Annotated in this window: 18 protein-coding genes and 1 other annotated feature; of the genes, 1 reads left to right on the forward strand and 17 read right to left on the reverse strand. The window is 37.3% G+C overall.

The annotated features are described in order from the left end of the window. Window positions 1–46 precede the first annotated feature (46 nt). Entirely contained in the window at window positions 47–580 is a 534-nt protein-coding gene (locus tag ACFSUL_RS11780) for a transcription repressor NadR (protein ID WP_377935626.1), read from the forward strand. Between the two features lie 138 nt (window positions 581–718). Here the strand turns inward: ACFSUL_RS11780 and pheA are convergent, their stop codons facing one another. From pheA to ACFSUL_RS11865, 17 genes are all read right to left on the reverse strand, one after another. Continuing rightward, a complete protein-coding gene (gene pheA / locus ACFSUL_RS11785; RefSeq protein ID WP_377935628.1) occupies window positions 719–1,570 on the reverse strand; it encodes a prephenate dehydratase in 852 nt (283 codons plus the stop codon). A 156-nt stretch (window positions 1,571–1,726) separates the two neighbouring features. Then, window positions 1,727–2,182: an ACT domain-containing protein gene (locus tag ACFSUL_RS11790; protein WP_377935630.1), complete on the reverse strand. Its 456-nt coding sequence runs from the start codon at window positions 2,180–2,182 to the stop codon at window positions 1,727–1,729. A 32-nt stretch (window positions 2,183–2,214) separates the two neighbouring features. After that, window positions 2,215–3,501, reverse strand: a complete 1,287-nt coding sequence (gene obgE / locus ACFSUL_RS11795) for a GTPase ObgE (RefSeq protein ID WP_377935632.1) — start codon at window positions 3,499–3,501, stop codon at window positions 2,215–2,217. 48 nt (window positions 3,502–3,549) lie between these two features. Further along, a complete protein-coding gene (locus ACFSUL_RS11800) occupies window positions 3,550–4,086 on the reverse strand; it encodes a Spo0B C-terminal domain-containing protein (RefSeq protein WP_377935634.1) in 537 nt (178 codons plus the stop codon). Window positions 4,087–4,280: 194 nt separating this feature from the next. After that, a complete protein-coding gene (rpmA, locus tag ACFSUL_RS11805) occupies window positions 4,281–4,571 on the reverse strand; it encodes a 50S ribosomal protein L27 (RefSeq protein ID WP_071411175.1) in 291 nt (96 codons plus the stop codon). A gap of 12 nt (window positions 4,572–4,583) precedes the next feature. Beyond that, window positions 4,584–4,919: a ribosomal-processing cysteine protease Prp gene (locus ACFSUL_RS11810; RefSeq protein ID WP_377935636.1), complete on the reverse strand. Its 336-nt coding sequence runs from the start codon at window positions 4,917–4,919 to the stop codon at window positions 4,584–4,586. An 11-nt stretch (window positions 4,920–4,930) separates the two neighbouring features. Further along, window positions 4,931–5,239 (reverse strand): 50S ribosomal protein L21, encoded by a 309-nt coding sequence (gene rplU, locus ACFSUL_RS11815; RefSeq protein WP_377935638.1) that lies wholly within the window; start codon window positions 5,237–5,239, stop codon window positions 4,931–4,933. 13 nt (window positions 5,240–5,252) lie between these two features. Beyond that, window positions 5,253–5,331 (reverse strand) — a sequence feature (ribosomal protein L21 leader region). 68 nt (window positions 5,332–5,399) lie between these two features. Beyond that, window positions 5,400–6,848 (reverse strand): Rne/Rng family ribonuclease, encoded by a 1,449-nt coding sequence (locus tag ACFSUL_RS11820; protein WP_377935640.1) that lies wholly within the window; start codon window positions 6,846–6,848, stop codon window positions 5,400–5,402. Between the two features lie 205 nt (window positions 6,849–7,053). Continuing rightward, window positions 7,054–7,920 (reverse strand): M50 family metallopeptidase, encoded by an 867-nt coding sequence (locus tag ACFSUL_RS11825; protein WP_377935642.1) that lies wholly within the window; start codon window positions 7,918–7,920, stop codon window positions 7,054–7,056. Next, entirely contained in the window at window positions 7,913–8,710 is a 798-nt protein-coding gene (locus ACFSUL_RS11830) for a peptidoglycan DD-metalloendopeptidase family protein (RefSeq protein ID WP_377935644.1), read from the reverse strand. The genes ACFSUL_RS11825 and ACFSUL_RS11830 overlap by 8 nt, the downstream gene beginning before the upstream one ends. A gap of 209 nt (window positions 8,711–8,919) precedes the next feature. Further along, on the reverse strand, window positions 8,920–9,723 hold the full coding sequence (minD, locus tag ACFSUL_RS11835; protein ID WP_377935646.1) for a septum site-determining protein MinD: 804 nt from the start codon (window positions 9,721–9,723) through the stop codon (window positions 8,920–8,922). Window position 9,724: 1 nt separating this feature from the next. Beyond that, window positions 9,725–10,405, reverse strand: a complete 681-nt coding sequence (gene minC / locus ACFSUL_RS11840; RefSeq protein ID WP_377935648.1) for a septum site-determining protein MinC — start codon at window positions 10,403–10,405, stop codon at window positions 9,725–9,727. Between the two features lie 81 nt (window positions 10,406–10,486). Beyond that, a complete protein-coding gene (gene mreD, locus ACFSUL_RS11845) occupies window positions 10,487–11,008 on the reverse strand; it encodes a rod shape-determining protein MreD (protein ID WP_377935650.1) in 522 nt (173 codons plus the stop codon). Continuing rightward, window positions 11,008–11,886 (reverse strand): rod shape-determining protein MreC, encoded by an 879-nt coding sequence (gene mreC, locus ACFSUL_RS11850; RefSeq protein ID WP_377935652.1) that lies wholly within the window; start codon window positions 11,884–11,886, stop codon window positions 11,008–11,010. Before mreC ends, mreD begins: the two co-directional genes overlap by 1 nt. Window positions 11,887–12,196: 310 nt before the next feature. Beyond that, window positions 12,197–13,204, reverse strand: a complete 1,008-nt coding sequence (locus ACFSUL_RS11855) for a rod shape-determining protein (protein ID WP_377935654.1) — start codon at window positions 13,202–13,204, stop codon at window positions 12,197–12,199. Between the two features lie 320 nt (window positions 13,205–13,524). Beyond that, window positions 13,525–14,196, reverse strand: coding sequence for a RadC family protein (gene radC, locus ACFSUL_RS11860; RefSeq protein WP_377936133.1), 672 nt, complete (start codon window positions 14,194–14,196; stop codon window positions 13,525–13,527). A gap of 60 nt (window positions 14,197–14,256) precedes the next feature. Next, a complete protein-coding gene (locus ACFSUL_RS11865) occupies window positions 14,257–14,823 on the reverse strand; it encodes a Maf family protein (RefSeq protein ID WP_377935656.1) in 567 nt (188 codons plus the stop codon). Window positions 14,824–14,863 lie beyond the last annotated feature (40 nt).

Genomic DNA, 14,863 nt, shown 5'->3' on the forward strand with positions numbered 1-14,863 from the left:
TTGTATGGTATGATTTCCTATAGATTATAATGCGGAGGAGATTTTATTGACAGGAAAAAAAGTGCTTGGAGATGAAAGAAGAGAGCTTATTCTTCATGAATTAAAAACGAAACAGCAGCCAATTACTGGTAGTGAATTAGCTAAATTAACAAATGTTAGCAGACAAGTAATTGTAAGTGATATTACATTATTAAAGGCCAAAAATGAACCGATTGTAGCAACGAGTCAAGGGTATCTTTATATTCCTACTTCCCTACATGATAATCATGTAGAGCGAACAGTCGCATGTAATCATACTCCGGAAAGAGCCGAGGAAGAATTGAATTTACTAGTAGATCATGGTGTAACAGTAAAGGATGTCAAAATTGAACATGGTGTATATGGAGATTTAACAGCTTCAATTATGGTAGCCAACCGTAAAGAAGTTCAACAATTTTTGAAAAAAATCCACTCCACGAATGCAGCGTATTTATCAGAACTTACAGAAGGAGTTCATTTACACACTCTCTCTGCAACAAATGAAAAACTGTTAGAGGACGCAGAACAAGCATTGAAAGAAGCGGGATTTTTGATAAAGTGAACTTCCATCAGGGGATATATTTCCCCACTAACGGTAAATTAAATTAAATAATGTAAATGCCTCTTGTTTCAGAAATACCAATTTCAAAGGCCTGACTCAAAAACTATTTTTCAGTCAGACCTTTTTTATTCTGGTATTTTACTTTTCTATCAAATAGGAAGAATAGGTTCCTACTACCTTCACCTTACAACCAAGAGCCTCCATTTCACTTATCGCGCCAGGTAAAAGCACATCATCCATGGAATGTGCTACATCAATGATAAAGAAATAGTTGCCTAGACCGGTTTTTAATGGTCTTGACTCAATTTTACTAAGGCTTAATTGTCTCCATGCAAATGTTGAAAGCACTTGATGCAGTGCACCTGAACGGTCAGCAGGAAGCGTTACCATCAACGTTGTTTTGTCTGCCGCCTTTTCTTTTTGCAGATGAATCGGTGCTGAATCCTTATGTAATACAATAAATTTAGTATGATTTAACGGGAAATCATGGATGTTATCCTGTAGTATGGTTAACCCATAAATTTCAGAGGCTAATTGATTTCCAATTGCCGCAAACGGTATATCAGGGTTTTCACTGACTAATTTTGCCGCTGCAGCTGTAGATGTCGTTTGTTCAAGGGGAACACCTTGAAACTGACTATGTAGAAACTTGTGACATTGAGCCAATGCGTGCGAATGTGATAAAATCTTTTCTAATTTTTTCCCTTCTTTAGCTGTATTGTCATGAATCATTAAATGTTGTTGAATTGGTGATGTCATTTCTGCGACGATATTAAGTTCAGATTCATGAAACAAGTAATCTACTGTAATATGGACAGAACCTTCCAATGCATTCTCAAGCGGTACAACGGCAGCCTCTACTTCTTCTTTAATCACTGCTTCTATACAATCTGGAATTGTTACATATGGCAATGTTTCATGACCACTAAACGCTTCTTTTACTGCCAAATTGGTAAAAGATGCTTCAGGTCCTAAATACGCTATTTTCACTGTGCTCTTCCTCTCCTAACATACCTTGTTTATTTAAAGAAAAGCAATCAGGAATTTTCCCGATTGCTCCTTACACTATAGCCAAGTTAGATTCATTCTACCTGTTGCAATAATGGTAGAACAGGGCATACCATTGATTGACGGATATCTTTCCTTTTATGCTCCTGAACCTAACACTTCCACTTTTTCAACAAACTCCATTTTTCCTAATCTCAATAGTAATTCTTCAAGACCGATTGATAAATCCGTTACATTTAAAGATAAGGTAACATTAGCCCTACCTTGTAGTGGGATTGTCTGATGAATTGTTAATATATTGCAATGATGTTGAGCTACTTCACTCAGCAGTAGTGAGAGCGACCCAGAACGGTCTTCGAGATGAAAGAATAACGTTATGATTCGCTCTTTTACTACTGTATGAAAAGGAAAAACAGTGTCACGGTATTTATAAAATGCACTTCTGCTTAAGTCTACTCGTTGCACCGCTTCCCACACTGACTCTGCTTTGCCTCTTTCAATTAGTTCTTTAGCATCAAGAGTTTTTTTCATTGCTTCCGGTAAGACATCTTCTCTAACTAAATAAAACTTACCTTCTTGAAATTTTTTCCCCAATGCCTTTTCCTCCAATACTTACAGGTGAAGCATTAATCGATGAACTCAAATTCATAATCAAACAGTCTGACCATGTCTCCATCTTTGGCTCCACGTTCACGTAAAGCTTCGTCCACACCATAGGAACGGAGCTGCCTAGCGAAACGGCGAACTGATTCTTCACGGGAGAAATCAGTCATTTTAAACAATCTCGCTATTTTTGCACCTTCAACGACAAACGTTCCATCAGGATCACGTGTAATTTCAAAATCTTTTTCTTCTTTTTCATGCTTATACAAGACACGATGAACACCAGTATTCTCTTCTTCCTCTAATGGGAACTCCGGAGCGTTTTCAAGTTTGTCAGCAATTGCAAACATAAGTTCTTTTAACCCTTGCTGCGTGAATGCAGAAATAGGGAAAATTGGATAATCATCTTCAAGCTTTTCTTTAAACACCTCTAGATTAGCTTCCGCTTCTGGCATGTCCATTTTATTTGCAACAATAATTTGAGGACGCTCTGTTAAACGAAGGTTGTACTCCTTCAACTCTTCATTTATTGTTATATAATCCTCATAAGGGTCGCGACCTTCCATTCCACTCATATCTAATACGTGAACAATTACTCTTGTTCTTTCAATATGACGGAGGAATTGATGACCTAAGCCAACCCCTTCATGGGCTCCCTCAATTAATCCTGGCAAATCTGCCATGACAAAACTTCTTCCATCACCAGTTTCCACCATCCCTAAGTTAGGAACAAGTGTTGTAAAGTGATAGGAAGCAATTTTCGGCTTTGCTGCCGTAACAACGGAAAGTAATGTAGATTTTCCGACACTTGGGAATCCTACTAAACCAACATCAGCCAGCAGCTTCAGCTCCATTACGATATAACGTTCTTGTCCTGGTTCTCCCTTTTCAGATAACTCAGGAGCGGGGTTTGCAGGAGTTGCAAATCTCGAATTTCCTCTTCCGCCACGCCCGCCTTTTGTTATGACGGATCGTTGCCCATGCTTTGTTAAATCAGCAATAACTTCTCCTGTATCATCATCTTTAACAACCGTACCAGGTGGAACCTTCACAATCATGTCTTCAGCATTTCTTCCATGTTGATTCTTGGACATTCCATGTTCTCCACGTGGTGCTTTAAAATGACGCTGATAACGGAAATCCATTAGCGTTCTTAAACCTTCATCTACTTCAAAAACGACGTCCGCACCGTTACCACCGTCTCCTCCGGCTGGACCACCTTTTGGGACATATTTTTCACGACGAAACGCTACCATACCGTCTCCGCCATCTCCGCCTTTTGTGTATATCTTGACCTGATCGACAAACATTTCTTCACTCCTCTATCTACATACAGGCACTATTATGTAAGGTCATCCTTAAAATAATGTGACTTGGAATACAAATCCTTCCTTTTGCAAATCTTCTACTTCTAACTCTATACTAATTTGATCCTTCTGTTTGGAAAGCCAATCTTCTAATTCATTTTTATTATTTAGTATACCTGTAAAATCAAATATGAAACATATTTCCTTTTGGAAAACACTTATGGATAAAGAAAGATGATTTTCGGCATATGGTTCTACCATCTCTTCAATCTTATTTAGAAAGGTTTGACACCATTTCAGCAAAACCTTTTCCTCTAAATGATGCCCGGAATCTATATGTAACACTTCAAATTCTAATTGGATAGAGTGCTTTCCCCAGTTATAGGTCATTATCCACTCTATAAAGTTTGGAAGTTTAAGGGATGAAAGCTTTGACTCGTTTTGCGCTTTCAAAACCATTTCTTCAATAATTTGCTTCGCTTTATCTACTCGATTTAAATCTAAATTCCCTTTAATTAACTGTAGATCATTCATCCAGTCATGACGTGCATGTCTAAGTGCCTCGACTACGCTCCAATTTCCACTCATATTTTAACTCCTATACATTAAGGTGCTTATACGTAAGTATACCAAAAGCCAGGGCTAACGTATATAAAGAAAAGTGGAAGTAGCTTGGTCGAATAGACAACGAGGGATGCCCCCGCAAGTAATCGCCAGACACTAAGTATAAAGATAAAAAAACTCTAACCGAAAACGGCTAGAGTTTTACTTTTACAAAACTATTAAGCTTCTTGAGCTGCTGGATAAACACTCACTTTCTTCTTGTCACGACCCATGCGTTCAAAACGAACAACACCGTCAGTTTTAGCGAAAAGAGTGTCATCTCCACCACGACCAACGTTCAATCCTGGATAGATTTTCGTACCGCGTTGACGGTAAAGAATTGATCCACCTGTTACGAATTGACCGTCTGCACGTTTAGCACCAAGGCGCTTTGCGATAGAGTCACGACCGTTTTTAGTCGAACCTACTCCTTTTTTAGACGCGAAAAATTGAAGATCTAGTCTTAGCATTTGTTCCACCTCCTACTTTTTGAAGGTTATTTGAATATAATCACTATAGTCACGTTCAATCGTTTGTAAGGAAACAAGCATACCCTGTAATAACAGTTGCACTTTCTCATCTATTTCACTGGGCAGATTTTTAGGAATCTGACAACGTAGGAGACCACCATCACTAGATTGCTCAATGAGTGGCTCTACACCTGTTAATGACATAATGGCATTAACAGAACCGAATGAAACAGCAGATGCCCCAGCGCAAACGATATCTTGCCCATGTTCAGCGAAATCTGCATGTCCTTCCATTGTGAAAGAATGGATTCTTTCATTGGAAGTTTGCTCAATAGCAACTTTAATCATAACATCACGCCTTACGCGTTGATTTTGTCGATAACAACTTTAGTGTAAGGTTGACGGTGACCTTGCTTGCGACGGTAGTTTTTCTTTGCTTTGTATTTGAATACTACAAGTTTTTTCGCACGGCCTTGTTTTTCAACTTTAGCTGTAACAGTAGCTCCTTCCACTAATGGGCTTCCTACTTTTACATCATCGCCGCCAACGAAAAGAACTTTATCAAAAGTTACCGTATCGCCTTCAACTGAGTTAAGCTTTTCAATGTAGATTTCTTGACCTGCTTCTACTTTGATTTGCTTTCCACCTGTTTCAATAATTGCGTACATAATCGCACCTCCTTATAAACTTGAGACTCGCCAATCACAGGTGCCGAAGAATCGATCTTATAATAACCTGTTTTGTGCGGTTGCAGCACGGGTGCTACAAAAACAATAACATAAGAATATTATCATAAAAGAAAGAAAGGTGTCAATATAAATTCTAGGCTTAATTGATTCTTCTTATATGAAAATAGGGATGGGAATGATTATTAATTTGGAATTTTATTTTTTTCATTAAAATCTTTTCTAGACGATGAAGATGATGATTTCCTTCACCTGCAAACACTTTTTTTACATCTACTGTTGCTTCAACAATGATTTCTGTTGCATCAGTATGTTCATATTCCCACAACTCTCTTTCTAACTGAAAGGCAATCGATTCCGTACTTAGAGTCCTACCTACTCCACTACATACCGGACAAACATCTGTTAAATAATCAAGGAGCGGCTTGCGAGATCTTTTTCTTGTCAGTTGCAGCAGCCCAAGCTCTGTGTAGCCAACAATAACCGTTCGTTGTTCATCTGCTTTTAATTCCTTTGCCAATGCTTTAATAACTTCCGCTTTATCACTTTCTTTTTTCATATCGATAAAATCAATAATAATCATTCCGCTTATATTTCTAAGTTTCAACTGTTTTGCAATTTCTTTTGCTGCAAGGATATTCGTTTTTCTTATTGTCTGCCCAAGGTTTTCTTTTCCGGTAAATTTACCCGAATTGACATCAATTACCGTCATCGCTTCTGTTCCTTCAATAACAATAAATGCCCCGTTATCAAGCCAAACAATTTTCCTTAACAGCCTTTCCCAGTAGCCATCTAGCTGATAATGCTGAAAAATATCGCCTGAGTGATGGAAGTGGTGAAACTTCCATTTTTCAAGTTTTTCTTGTTCGAGTGCGGCTTTAATCATTTTTAACGTCTCGAAATCATCACAATAAACATCACCTGTATCTCCTTTCTTAATATACTTCAATACATCATTAAAAAAGCTGTTTGTTTCATAGAGAATAGCAGGTGCCTTCTTTTTATTTCCATTACTGGCGAATTGCGCAAACTGAGTTTTTAAGGACAAAAATTCCTTATGTAAAACATCTTCCGAAAGAAAGGCTGCAGAAGTTCTAAAAATCATCCCTTCTTCATCACTTTTCCAATTGTAACCTAAACGTTTAAGCGTTTTTCTTAATTCCATATCATTTATTTTCTTCGACACTGCTATATAGTGCCCATGTGGCATGTAAACCAGATTTTCTGTGCTGAATTCAATAACAGCTGTTAGTCGCGGTCCTTTTGTTTCAGAAGCATCTTTTGTAACTTGAACGAGCAACTTCTCTCCTTCATGTACACAGCGATGAATAGGGATTGACTGTTGTTTTTGCAAGTATGCTTCAACGTTTTGCGGAATATCCTTTTCTGCAAGATAACCGTTTCTCCCTTCCCCTATATCAACAAATGCAGCTCCTAGCCCTCTTTCAACTTTTGTTACCTTTCCCAAATATATATTTCCGACAAGAGATTCTTGATGAGGTTGGTAAGTAAATAACCCTTCAATTTCTCCATCCTTTTTATAAATCCAACGTTTTTCCCTGCCTCTAGCCTGTATGTAAAGTTCCTTCAAACAAATTCCTCATTTCTATCCGTAAATGTTAATGGATGTTCCCCTGATTTGTTAAATGCAATTAATCATTATCCACTAGTTTATCATAGCAGACTGTTAAATTAAGAATATCCTAAAGGACATACAAAAAAGAGGGCTGTCCACTACGAAGCCCTCTCCCTATTAATACCTCACGATTACACTTTAAACAGGTAAAATAATTTCATCAATACAGGTATAAAAGATCTTTTGTTTTAGCAGAAGTCATTTTTTCCGCAAAAAATGCATGAAGCAGTTCATTTTCATCCAACTTACCTACTTCTACTCCATCTTGCATAATAACAAGCGGGTGTTTAAAACCTTTTTGAAACTTCTCTACGACGGTTCTTATAGGTTCATTACTATCTATAGATAACGGCTTTAGTTCGTGGAAATGTCCATTTTTTCCATAATACCTTTCTAATAGGAATTTCATAAACGTATATCTTCTTTGCTTCCAATCCATCCAAAGTGAAAAATACAAAAACGACACAACAATCCATAAATTTAAATGAAGAGGAGCGGTCACTAATACGGTGATATGAAATAATAAAAGCACGATTATAGAAAAATATAATGTATATTCATAAGCTTTAATGTAATTAAAACGGGAAGATAATGCGATAGATAGCAACTTTCCTCCATCAAGGGGCCAGATAGGCAATAAATTAAATAATAAAACCATCATATTCAATTCAAAAAATAATTCAAAATGTGCTGGACTGATGAAGGAGATCTTCTCTAATCCCCAAGCGACACCGAGCATCCAAAAATGCTGTAGGGGACCAGCAGTTATTACCCAAAACTCCTCCTTCAATGGACGGTTTCCGTGTTCATCCATTTCAGCGACTCCTCCAAACGGGAGAAGCGCAATCCGCTTTATTCTCCATGAAAAAATATGAGCCATTACCCCATGTCCCATTTCATGTACAAGTATGATAAGAAGCAATAACAATAGCTCTAAAAAATGTGCTGTTACAATTGCAATTCCGACAACCATCCAAAGCAAAGGATGTATATAAACCTTATGAAAAACTTTCAATATATTAGTCAAAGGAGATCACCTGAATTGGGTCTATAAAGTCTCCACCCATTTTTATAGCAAAATAAAACTCTCCAGAAATATCATTATTATCCGAGACTTTCCCAACATAACTTCCCTTTTCAACTTGTTCATACTGAGCAACCTCAATGGACTCCAAGTGACCATACCAAGATTCCGTCTTATCTTCATGTTGGATAATGACAGTATTTCCTAGGTCATCTTTCTTGCCAGCGAAAATGACTGTTCCTCCTTTCATTGCAGTTACTTCTTCACCCAAACCAGTTTCTAACATTATTCCTTGTCCATTACTCTTGAAGTTTTCAACAACCTTTGTAGAAGCAGGTACACTATATTCTTGTTTTTCTTTAGTTAGATTACTATCAGTAGCCTTTTCGGAGTTATTCGGAAGTAATGCTAATGGTTTTCCAAACTGTTCCTCGTACCATGAAGATATGGAGGCAAATTGGAACTCCTGCTCCATTGATTTCGCTACAACCGCTTCTGCTTTGTCGAAAATAGGAGCTGGACTCTTGAAAATAATGGCAGTAAAAAGAACCAAAATACCCGCTCCAAGAATTTTCATAATGAATGTTTCTTTTTTAAATAAAGGATGTCCACTATCTGAAGGCGGGGGGCCCATCTCATAACTAGAATACCGCTCTACCCCATAGCGTTCTTCATCACTAGGAAGCAAGTAAGACGGATTCGTATGGTTTATATCCCCACGCTTAATAGGACGACTTTTCCCCCTATTCCGTTTCGCTATTTGCTTTCTAATCTCATCGGCACGGTTCCCCATATACACCATTCCTTTTTATAAAAATAAGTGGAACTTCCATCAACGATTGGTTGAAGCAACTACCCATTTTGTACGTCAAAACGTAAACTTTCCATCTCCGGTAAACCATTGCTACAATGTATGACTTGTCCGGCTTATTTATTCACCTCCATATAAAAAAGCCCAATGAATGATGAAAAAATCATCTTCATTAGGCTTGATTGAAATAGTTATGCTTTTACACCAAACAACTTTTTAATTTTAGTAAATACTCCCCGTCTTTCTTCCTCGAGTATTTGTAATGGTACTGATTCTCCAAGAATTCTTCTTGCAATATTACGATAAGATATTGCCGATTTACTTGTCGAATCCATTGCAATTGGTTCTCCTTTGTTGGATGACTTAATAACATCTTCGTCATCCGCTACAATTCCGAGAAGATCTATTGATAGATGTGTTGTGATTTCATCCACATCAAGCATCTCACCATTTTTCATCATATGACTTCTAATTCTATTAATAATTAGCCTCGGCGGCTCGATATTTTCCTTTTCTAGCAAGCCAATAATACGATCAGCATCGCGGACAGCAGAAACTTCTGGTGTCGTAACAACAATTGCTTTATCCGCACCAGCTACCGCATTTTTGTAACCTTGCTCAATTCCTGCTGGACAATCAATAATAATGTAATCATAATCTTGCTTTAACGATTCAATTAGGTTTTTTATTTGCTCTGGAGAGACAGAAGATTTATCACTTGTTTGTGCAGCTGGCAACAAAAATAATTTATCCTCAAAACGTTTATCTTTTACAAGTGCTTGATGGATTTTGCATCGCTCTTCCACTACATCTACAAGATCATAGATGATTCGGTTTTCCAGCCCCATAATTACATCAAGGTTCCGAAGTCCTATATCTGTATCCACTAAACAGACTTTTTTCCCTTGTAGAGCTAATGCTGTACCAACATTTGCAGAAGTAGTAGTTTTCCCTACTCCACCTTTACCTGATGTGATAACTATGGCTTCCCCCACATTAGCGCCCCCCTTTAAAGCTAGTAATATTTGGTCTAAGATGCTTCAAAACTTGTAATCTATCTACCACAATTTGGTCAGATTCATCAATATATGCACATTCCATATCATGCACATCCTCTTTACCTAAATAGTCTGGTGCCCTATTAAGACATTCAGCAATTCGAAGCTGTGAAGGAATCATTTTCGCTGCTACAATTACAGATTTTGTATTACCGTAATATCCAGCATGGGCTATCCCCTTTAACACCCCTAGTATATATATATTCCCACCGGCAAGTACCCGGCCGCCAGGGTTTACATCACCGACGATTAGTACATCACCTGGCACTTCTACAATTTGACCAGAACGGATAATGCCGGCAATAGTATCAATATTTTTTTCATCAATCAGCTTCTGAGCGTCTGATTTCGTTATAACATTACTAGTTACATCATTTACAATCAAATTTCTCTTTTGCCTGACAATATCTTTTAATTCTTCCTGTTTCTCTTCTGGCAAATATCGATTGCCTGTTTGAATGTTCACTGTAATGAGGGGACTTTCTTCATTTTCCCGATAGTGTGTCGACAACTTTTCGTCTAACTCTTTTTTCAAGACGTCAAATGAACACTGGTCATTTAAATGAAGTGTTAAACCTTCTTTAGTCCCTTTTATCATTACATTTTGCTTATTGTTCATGACGTTATATTCACCTCAGTCGTCATTTAATTCGACAAAACTAGGCCAAATTCCTTTTTTTGTAGAAAAAAATCATGTTCATTATTCATCAAAAATTTCTTTTCTCTGTCTTATTAACAGGTTTCGTAGTGGAAAAGAGAACAAAATATAAAATGCAACATTAAATGCTAGAGTAGGCCATAAGCGCCAATCAGCAAACTGCATAATTGTTAACTCTGTCTTTTGAATAATGAGGTTTATCTGATAAACAAGGAACTCTAATACAGTCAGATTCACCAGCACAATCAAACAGAATACAAACAAGTTGTTATGGAGAACTTTTAACATTTTATCTGCTAAAAAGATAATAAATGGAAACAACACAAGATAGATACCATTTATTTCAGTATAGTAAATGTCAAAAAGAAAACCGAATATAAACCCATATAGCAATGCTATGCGGTAATTATAGTAGGCACAAACAAACAAAAGAAACACAGCAAGAAAATGAGGTATAAGAATACGCCCACTGAATAAAGATTCTCCAGGGAAAAGGGTTACAAAAAGACTTTCACTATAAAAACAGGCTAGAGCCAAAAAAGGTAAGAGGAGTTTTTTTAACATTACTCTTCCTCCTCTTCTGAACTAGTTTCTTCAGGTTTTTGTGCATCTCTTTCTATGACCATGACATGCTCCAAGTCATAAAAATCTGCAGACGGCTCTACGTAAGCAGTCTGTGTTAGTCCATATTGATCTGGTTTTATTTCCATCACCTTTCCAATAACAAGACCGCTTGGGAATACACCTCCAAGACCAGATGTTATAACATTGGATCCTTTTTTTACCTTCATATCGTAAGGAATTCGCTTTACTAATAACCTTTTTGTTTCTTCATCATACCCTTCTACTAAACCATCTATATCCTTCTCACCCTGAATAACTGCAGCAATCCGGTTTTTTGTGTTTTCTGAACTTAACAGCTCAACAGTAGAAGAAAATTCATTTACACTTTTTACTTTTCCAATTAATCCTCTAGATGATATAACCGCCATATCCGACTTAATCCCATGAACTTCTCCTTTGTCAATTGAAAGAAGCTCTTGCCATTGATCCGGGTTTCGTGCGATAACTGTCGCTTGGATTGGTGTATAGTTACGGAGGTTTTCATCATCTTTCTTATCAAGGACACCTCTTAACTCTTTATTATCTTTTTCTAAATCTCTTACTTTTGTTTCTAGTTTTACAAGTTCTTCTAAACGAGACTTTAATTTTTGATTTTCAGTATATGTATTTTGAAGATCGTCAATATTCTCAATAAACCCTCCAACATAGTTTACAGGCTTTGAAACTAATGATTGTCCAAAACCGACCATATCTTTTACAAATTGTTCCGGCCAACTTATGTTCTCTCGATCTCTTAATGAAAAACCTATTAATGCCACGAGAACTATAATGCTGACTAGAAGAATAATTAAGCGTTTATTTAGGAAGAATTGTGGCATGATGTACACCTCAACCTTTTCTAGTTCTAATAGTAATATACCAAAAGAAAACAAATTTTGATATCTATCACAGGATACCTCTTCTTCGTTTTCAATGTTTTTATTATCCTTTTGCATTATAGCATAAAGGATAATCATTTCCTTTATTTAAAATAGATAAAGCACTTAACTAGTGAAGATAAACCTACTAGTTAGGTAAGAAAAAAAGTTTTATTCAGCACAAAAAAGATGGGGCTGTCCAGTAGTTGAACAGTCCCCTTACTTTTCTTCTTTGTTTCCAATCATTACAGCTTACAAAGAATCATAACCGTTATTTCCCGCGATTTTTAAATAAGTGGATATGATCGAGTGCCTTACCAGTTCCGATTGCAACACAGTCAAGAGGCTCTTCTGCGATAAGAACAGGCATTTTTGTTTCATCACTGATAATTTTATCCAAGTTGCGAAGCAGAGCTCCACCACCTGTTAACACAATACCACGGTCCATAATATCTGCTGCTAGTTCTGGGGGAGTCTTCTCTAACGTAGTCTTGACTGCTTCTACAATAGCATAAACTGTATCATACAGAGCAGATGCAATTTCTTCTGCAGTTATTTCAATTGTTTTGGGTAGTCCTGTCAAAAGATCACGCCCCCGTATATCCATTGGTTCAATACCTTCTGAATCACCAGCTGACCCTACTTCTACTTTAATTGTTTCTGCAGTACGGTCACCAATCATTAAATTATAGGTTTTACGGATATAATTAATGATAGCATCGTCCATTTCATCTCCTGCGACACGGACAGACTGACTAGTAACAATTCCGCCTAGAGAAATAATTGCTACTTCTGTCGTACCTCCACCAATGTCAACAACCATGCTACCAGTCGGTTCCCAAACTGGCAGATTAGCCCCTATTGCAGCGGCAAACGGTTCCTCAATTGTATAAGCATCCCTTGCCCCAGCCTGTCTAGTTGCATCTATTACAGCCCGCTCTTCTACTCCAGTGATGCCAGAAGGGACACAAACCATGACATAAGGTTTTCTTGAGAAAGCTCCTTTTCCTCGTGTAGCTTGTTTTATGTAATACTTCATCATTGTTGCAGTTGTTTCATAATCAGCGATAACACCGTCTTTCATAGGACGTAATGCTACAACGTTCCCGGGTGTCCGACCAATCATATTTTTTGCATCATTACCAACAGCAACAATTTGCTTACTATCGGTTTGGAGTGCAACTACAGAAGGCTCACGTACAACAATCCCTTTTCCTTTTACATATACAAGTGTGTTAGCTGTTCCTAAATCGATTCCTAAATCTTTCGTTCCAAACATTAATTGTATCTCCCTTTCTGATACGGATTGGCTGGTTATCGTCAACAAGAAGCTAAGAGGTGTCCCATTTAATACACCCCTCAACTGATAGAACGTAAGGTACCGTTAACCTTTTATTATCTCGTATTTTAACTAAATGTCCCTTTCATTATATGATGTTAAAAGGGTGTATAACTATTCAAATAAAAAGAAAAGCATAATAAAACAAAGCCTATCAAGAAAAATCCCTTTCTGTTTCATAAACAAGCTTTTCCTTATTCCTTAATTTGTGCAAAAATCATAAACAATATTATATCGCAACAAGTTAAAAAATCATAGTGCTATAAATATCCTTTTTCTTTTAAACTAATATATTTTCTCTCTCCTATAATAAGATGATCTAGCACCTCAATCCCAATGATTTTTCCACACTCCACTAGTCTCTTCGTCACTTCAATATCTTCACGGCTCGGAGTGGGATCTCCGGAGGGATGGTTATGAATACAAATTATGGAGGCTGCAGATCTACGAAAAGCTTCTTTAAAAACTTCACGGGGATGTACGATTGAGGCATTTAAACTCCCTATAAAGATAGTTTGTTTGTGAAGAACTTGATTTTTCGTATTGAGGTAAAGACAGACAAAATGCTCTTGTGACAAAAAACGCATATCGTTCATCACATAATTAGCACCGTCTTCCGGGGATCGTATAATATAGCGGTCATCATAAGACAAATTACTAATTCTTCTTCCAAGTTCTACCGCAGCCATAATCTGTACTGCTTTTGCAGCTCCTATCCCTTTTGTTTCAGTAATTTCTTCTAATGAAGCATCCTTCAAAAGACGCAAGCCTTCAAATTTCTGAAGGAGTCGATTGGAAAGTTGCAGAACTGATTCTGACTTTGTACCTGTACGCAGTAAAATAGCTAGTAACTCTTGATTGGATAAACTTTCAGGACCATTGGCTACCAGCCTTTCCCTTGGTTTTTCATCTTGTGGAAAGTCCTTTATCATGAGTGAGCTTTTCGTTTTAACAGACAAATGTTTTCCTCCCTTAGTAACATAAAGGGAGCATTATGTGCGGTAACCCATTCTTTTTAACTCTCTGTACACTTTGGATAGAGGTAAACCGACTACCGTATAGTAATCCCCTTTAATTTCTTTAACGAACATGGCACCTAAACCTTGAATCCCATACCCGCCGGCTTTATCGAATGGCTCACCGCTCTCAATATAACTGTCTATTTCTTCTTTTGAAAGCTCCCAAAATGTTACATCTGTTTTTTCGCAAAAAATTGTTTGTTCACCTTTATGGAAAATAGCTACACCCGTATAAACCGAATGCGTTCTTCCAGATAACATCTTTAGCATCTTTATTGCTTCTTCATTATTTCCCGGCTTCTCTAGTATTTCATCACCATAAGTAACAATGGTATCAGAACCAATGACATAATCATTAGGGTTCTGTTTCGCAATGGTTACAGCTTTCCGTTTTGCCAACTCTAGAACAAAGTCTTCCGGTTTTAATCTTTCTACAATTGTTTCATCAGCGCCGCTTTTTTGAATAGAAAATGTAAGGTTTAATTGTTGAAGTAATTCCTTTCGTCGGGGAGATTGAGAGGCTAAAATGATAGTGGACAACCTAACCCGTCCTTTCCGTTTATAGAATGGGAGATACAAG

The sequence above is a fragment of the Bacillus seohaeanensis genome, from assembly GCF_042684945.1.
Classification (GTDB): domain Bacteria; phylum Bacillota; class Bacilli; order Bacillales; family Bacillaceae_B; genus Rossellomorea; species Rossellomorea seohaeanensis.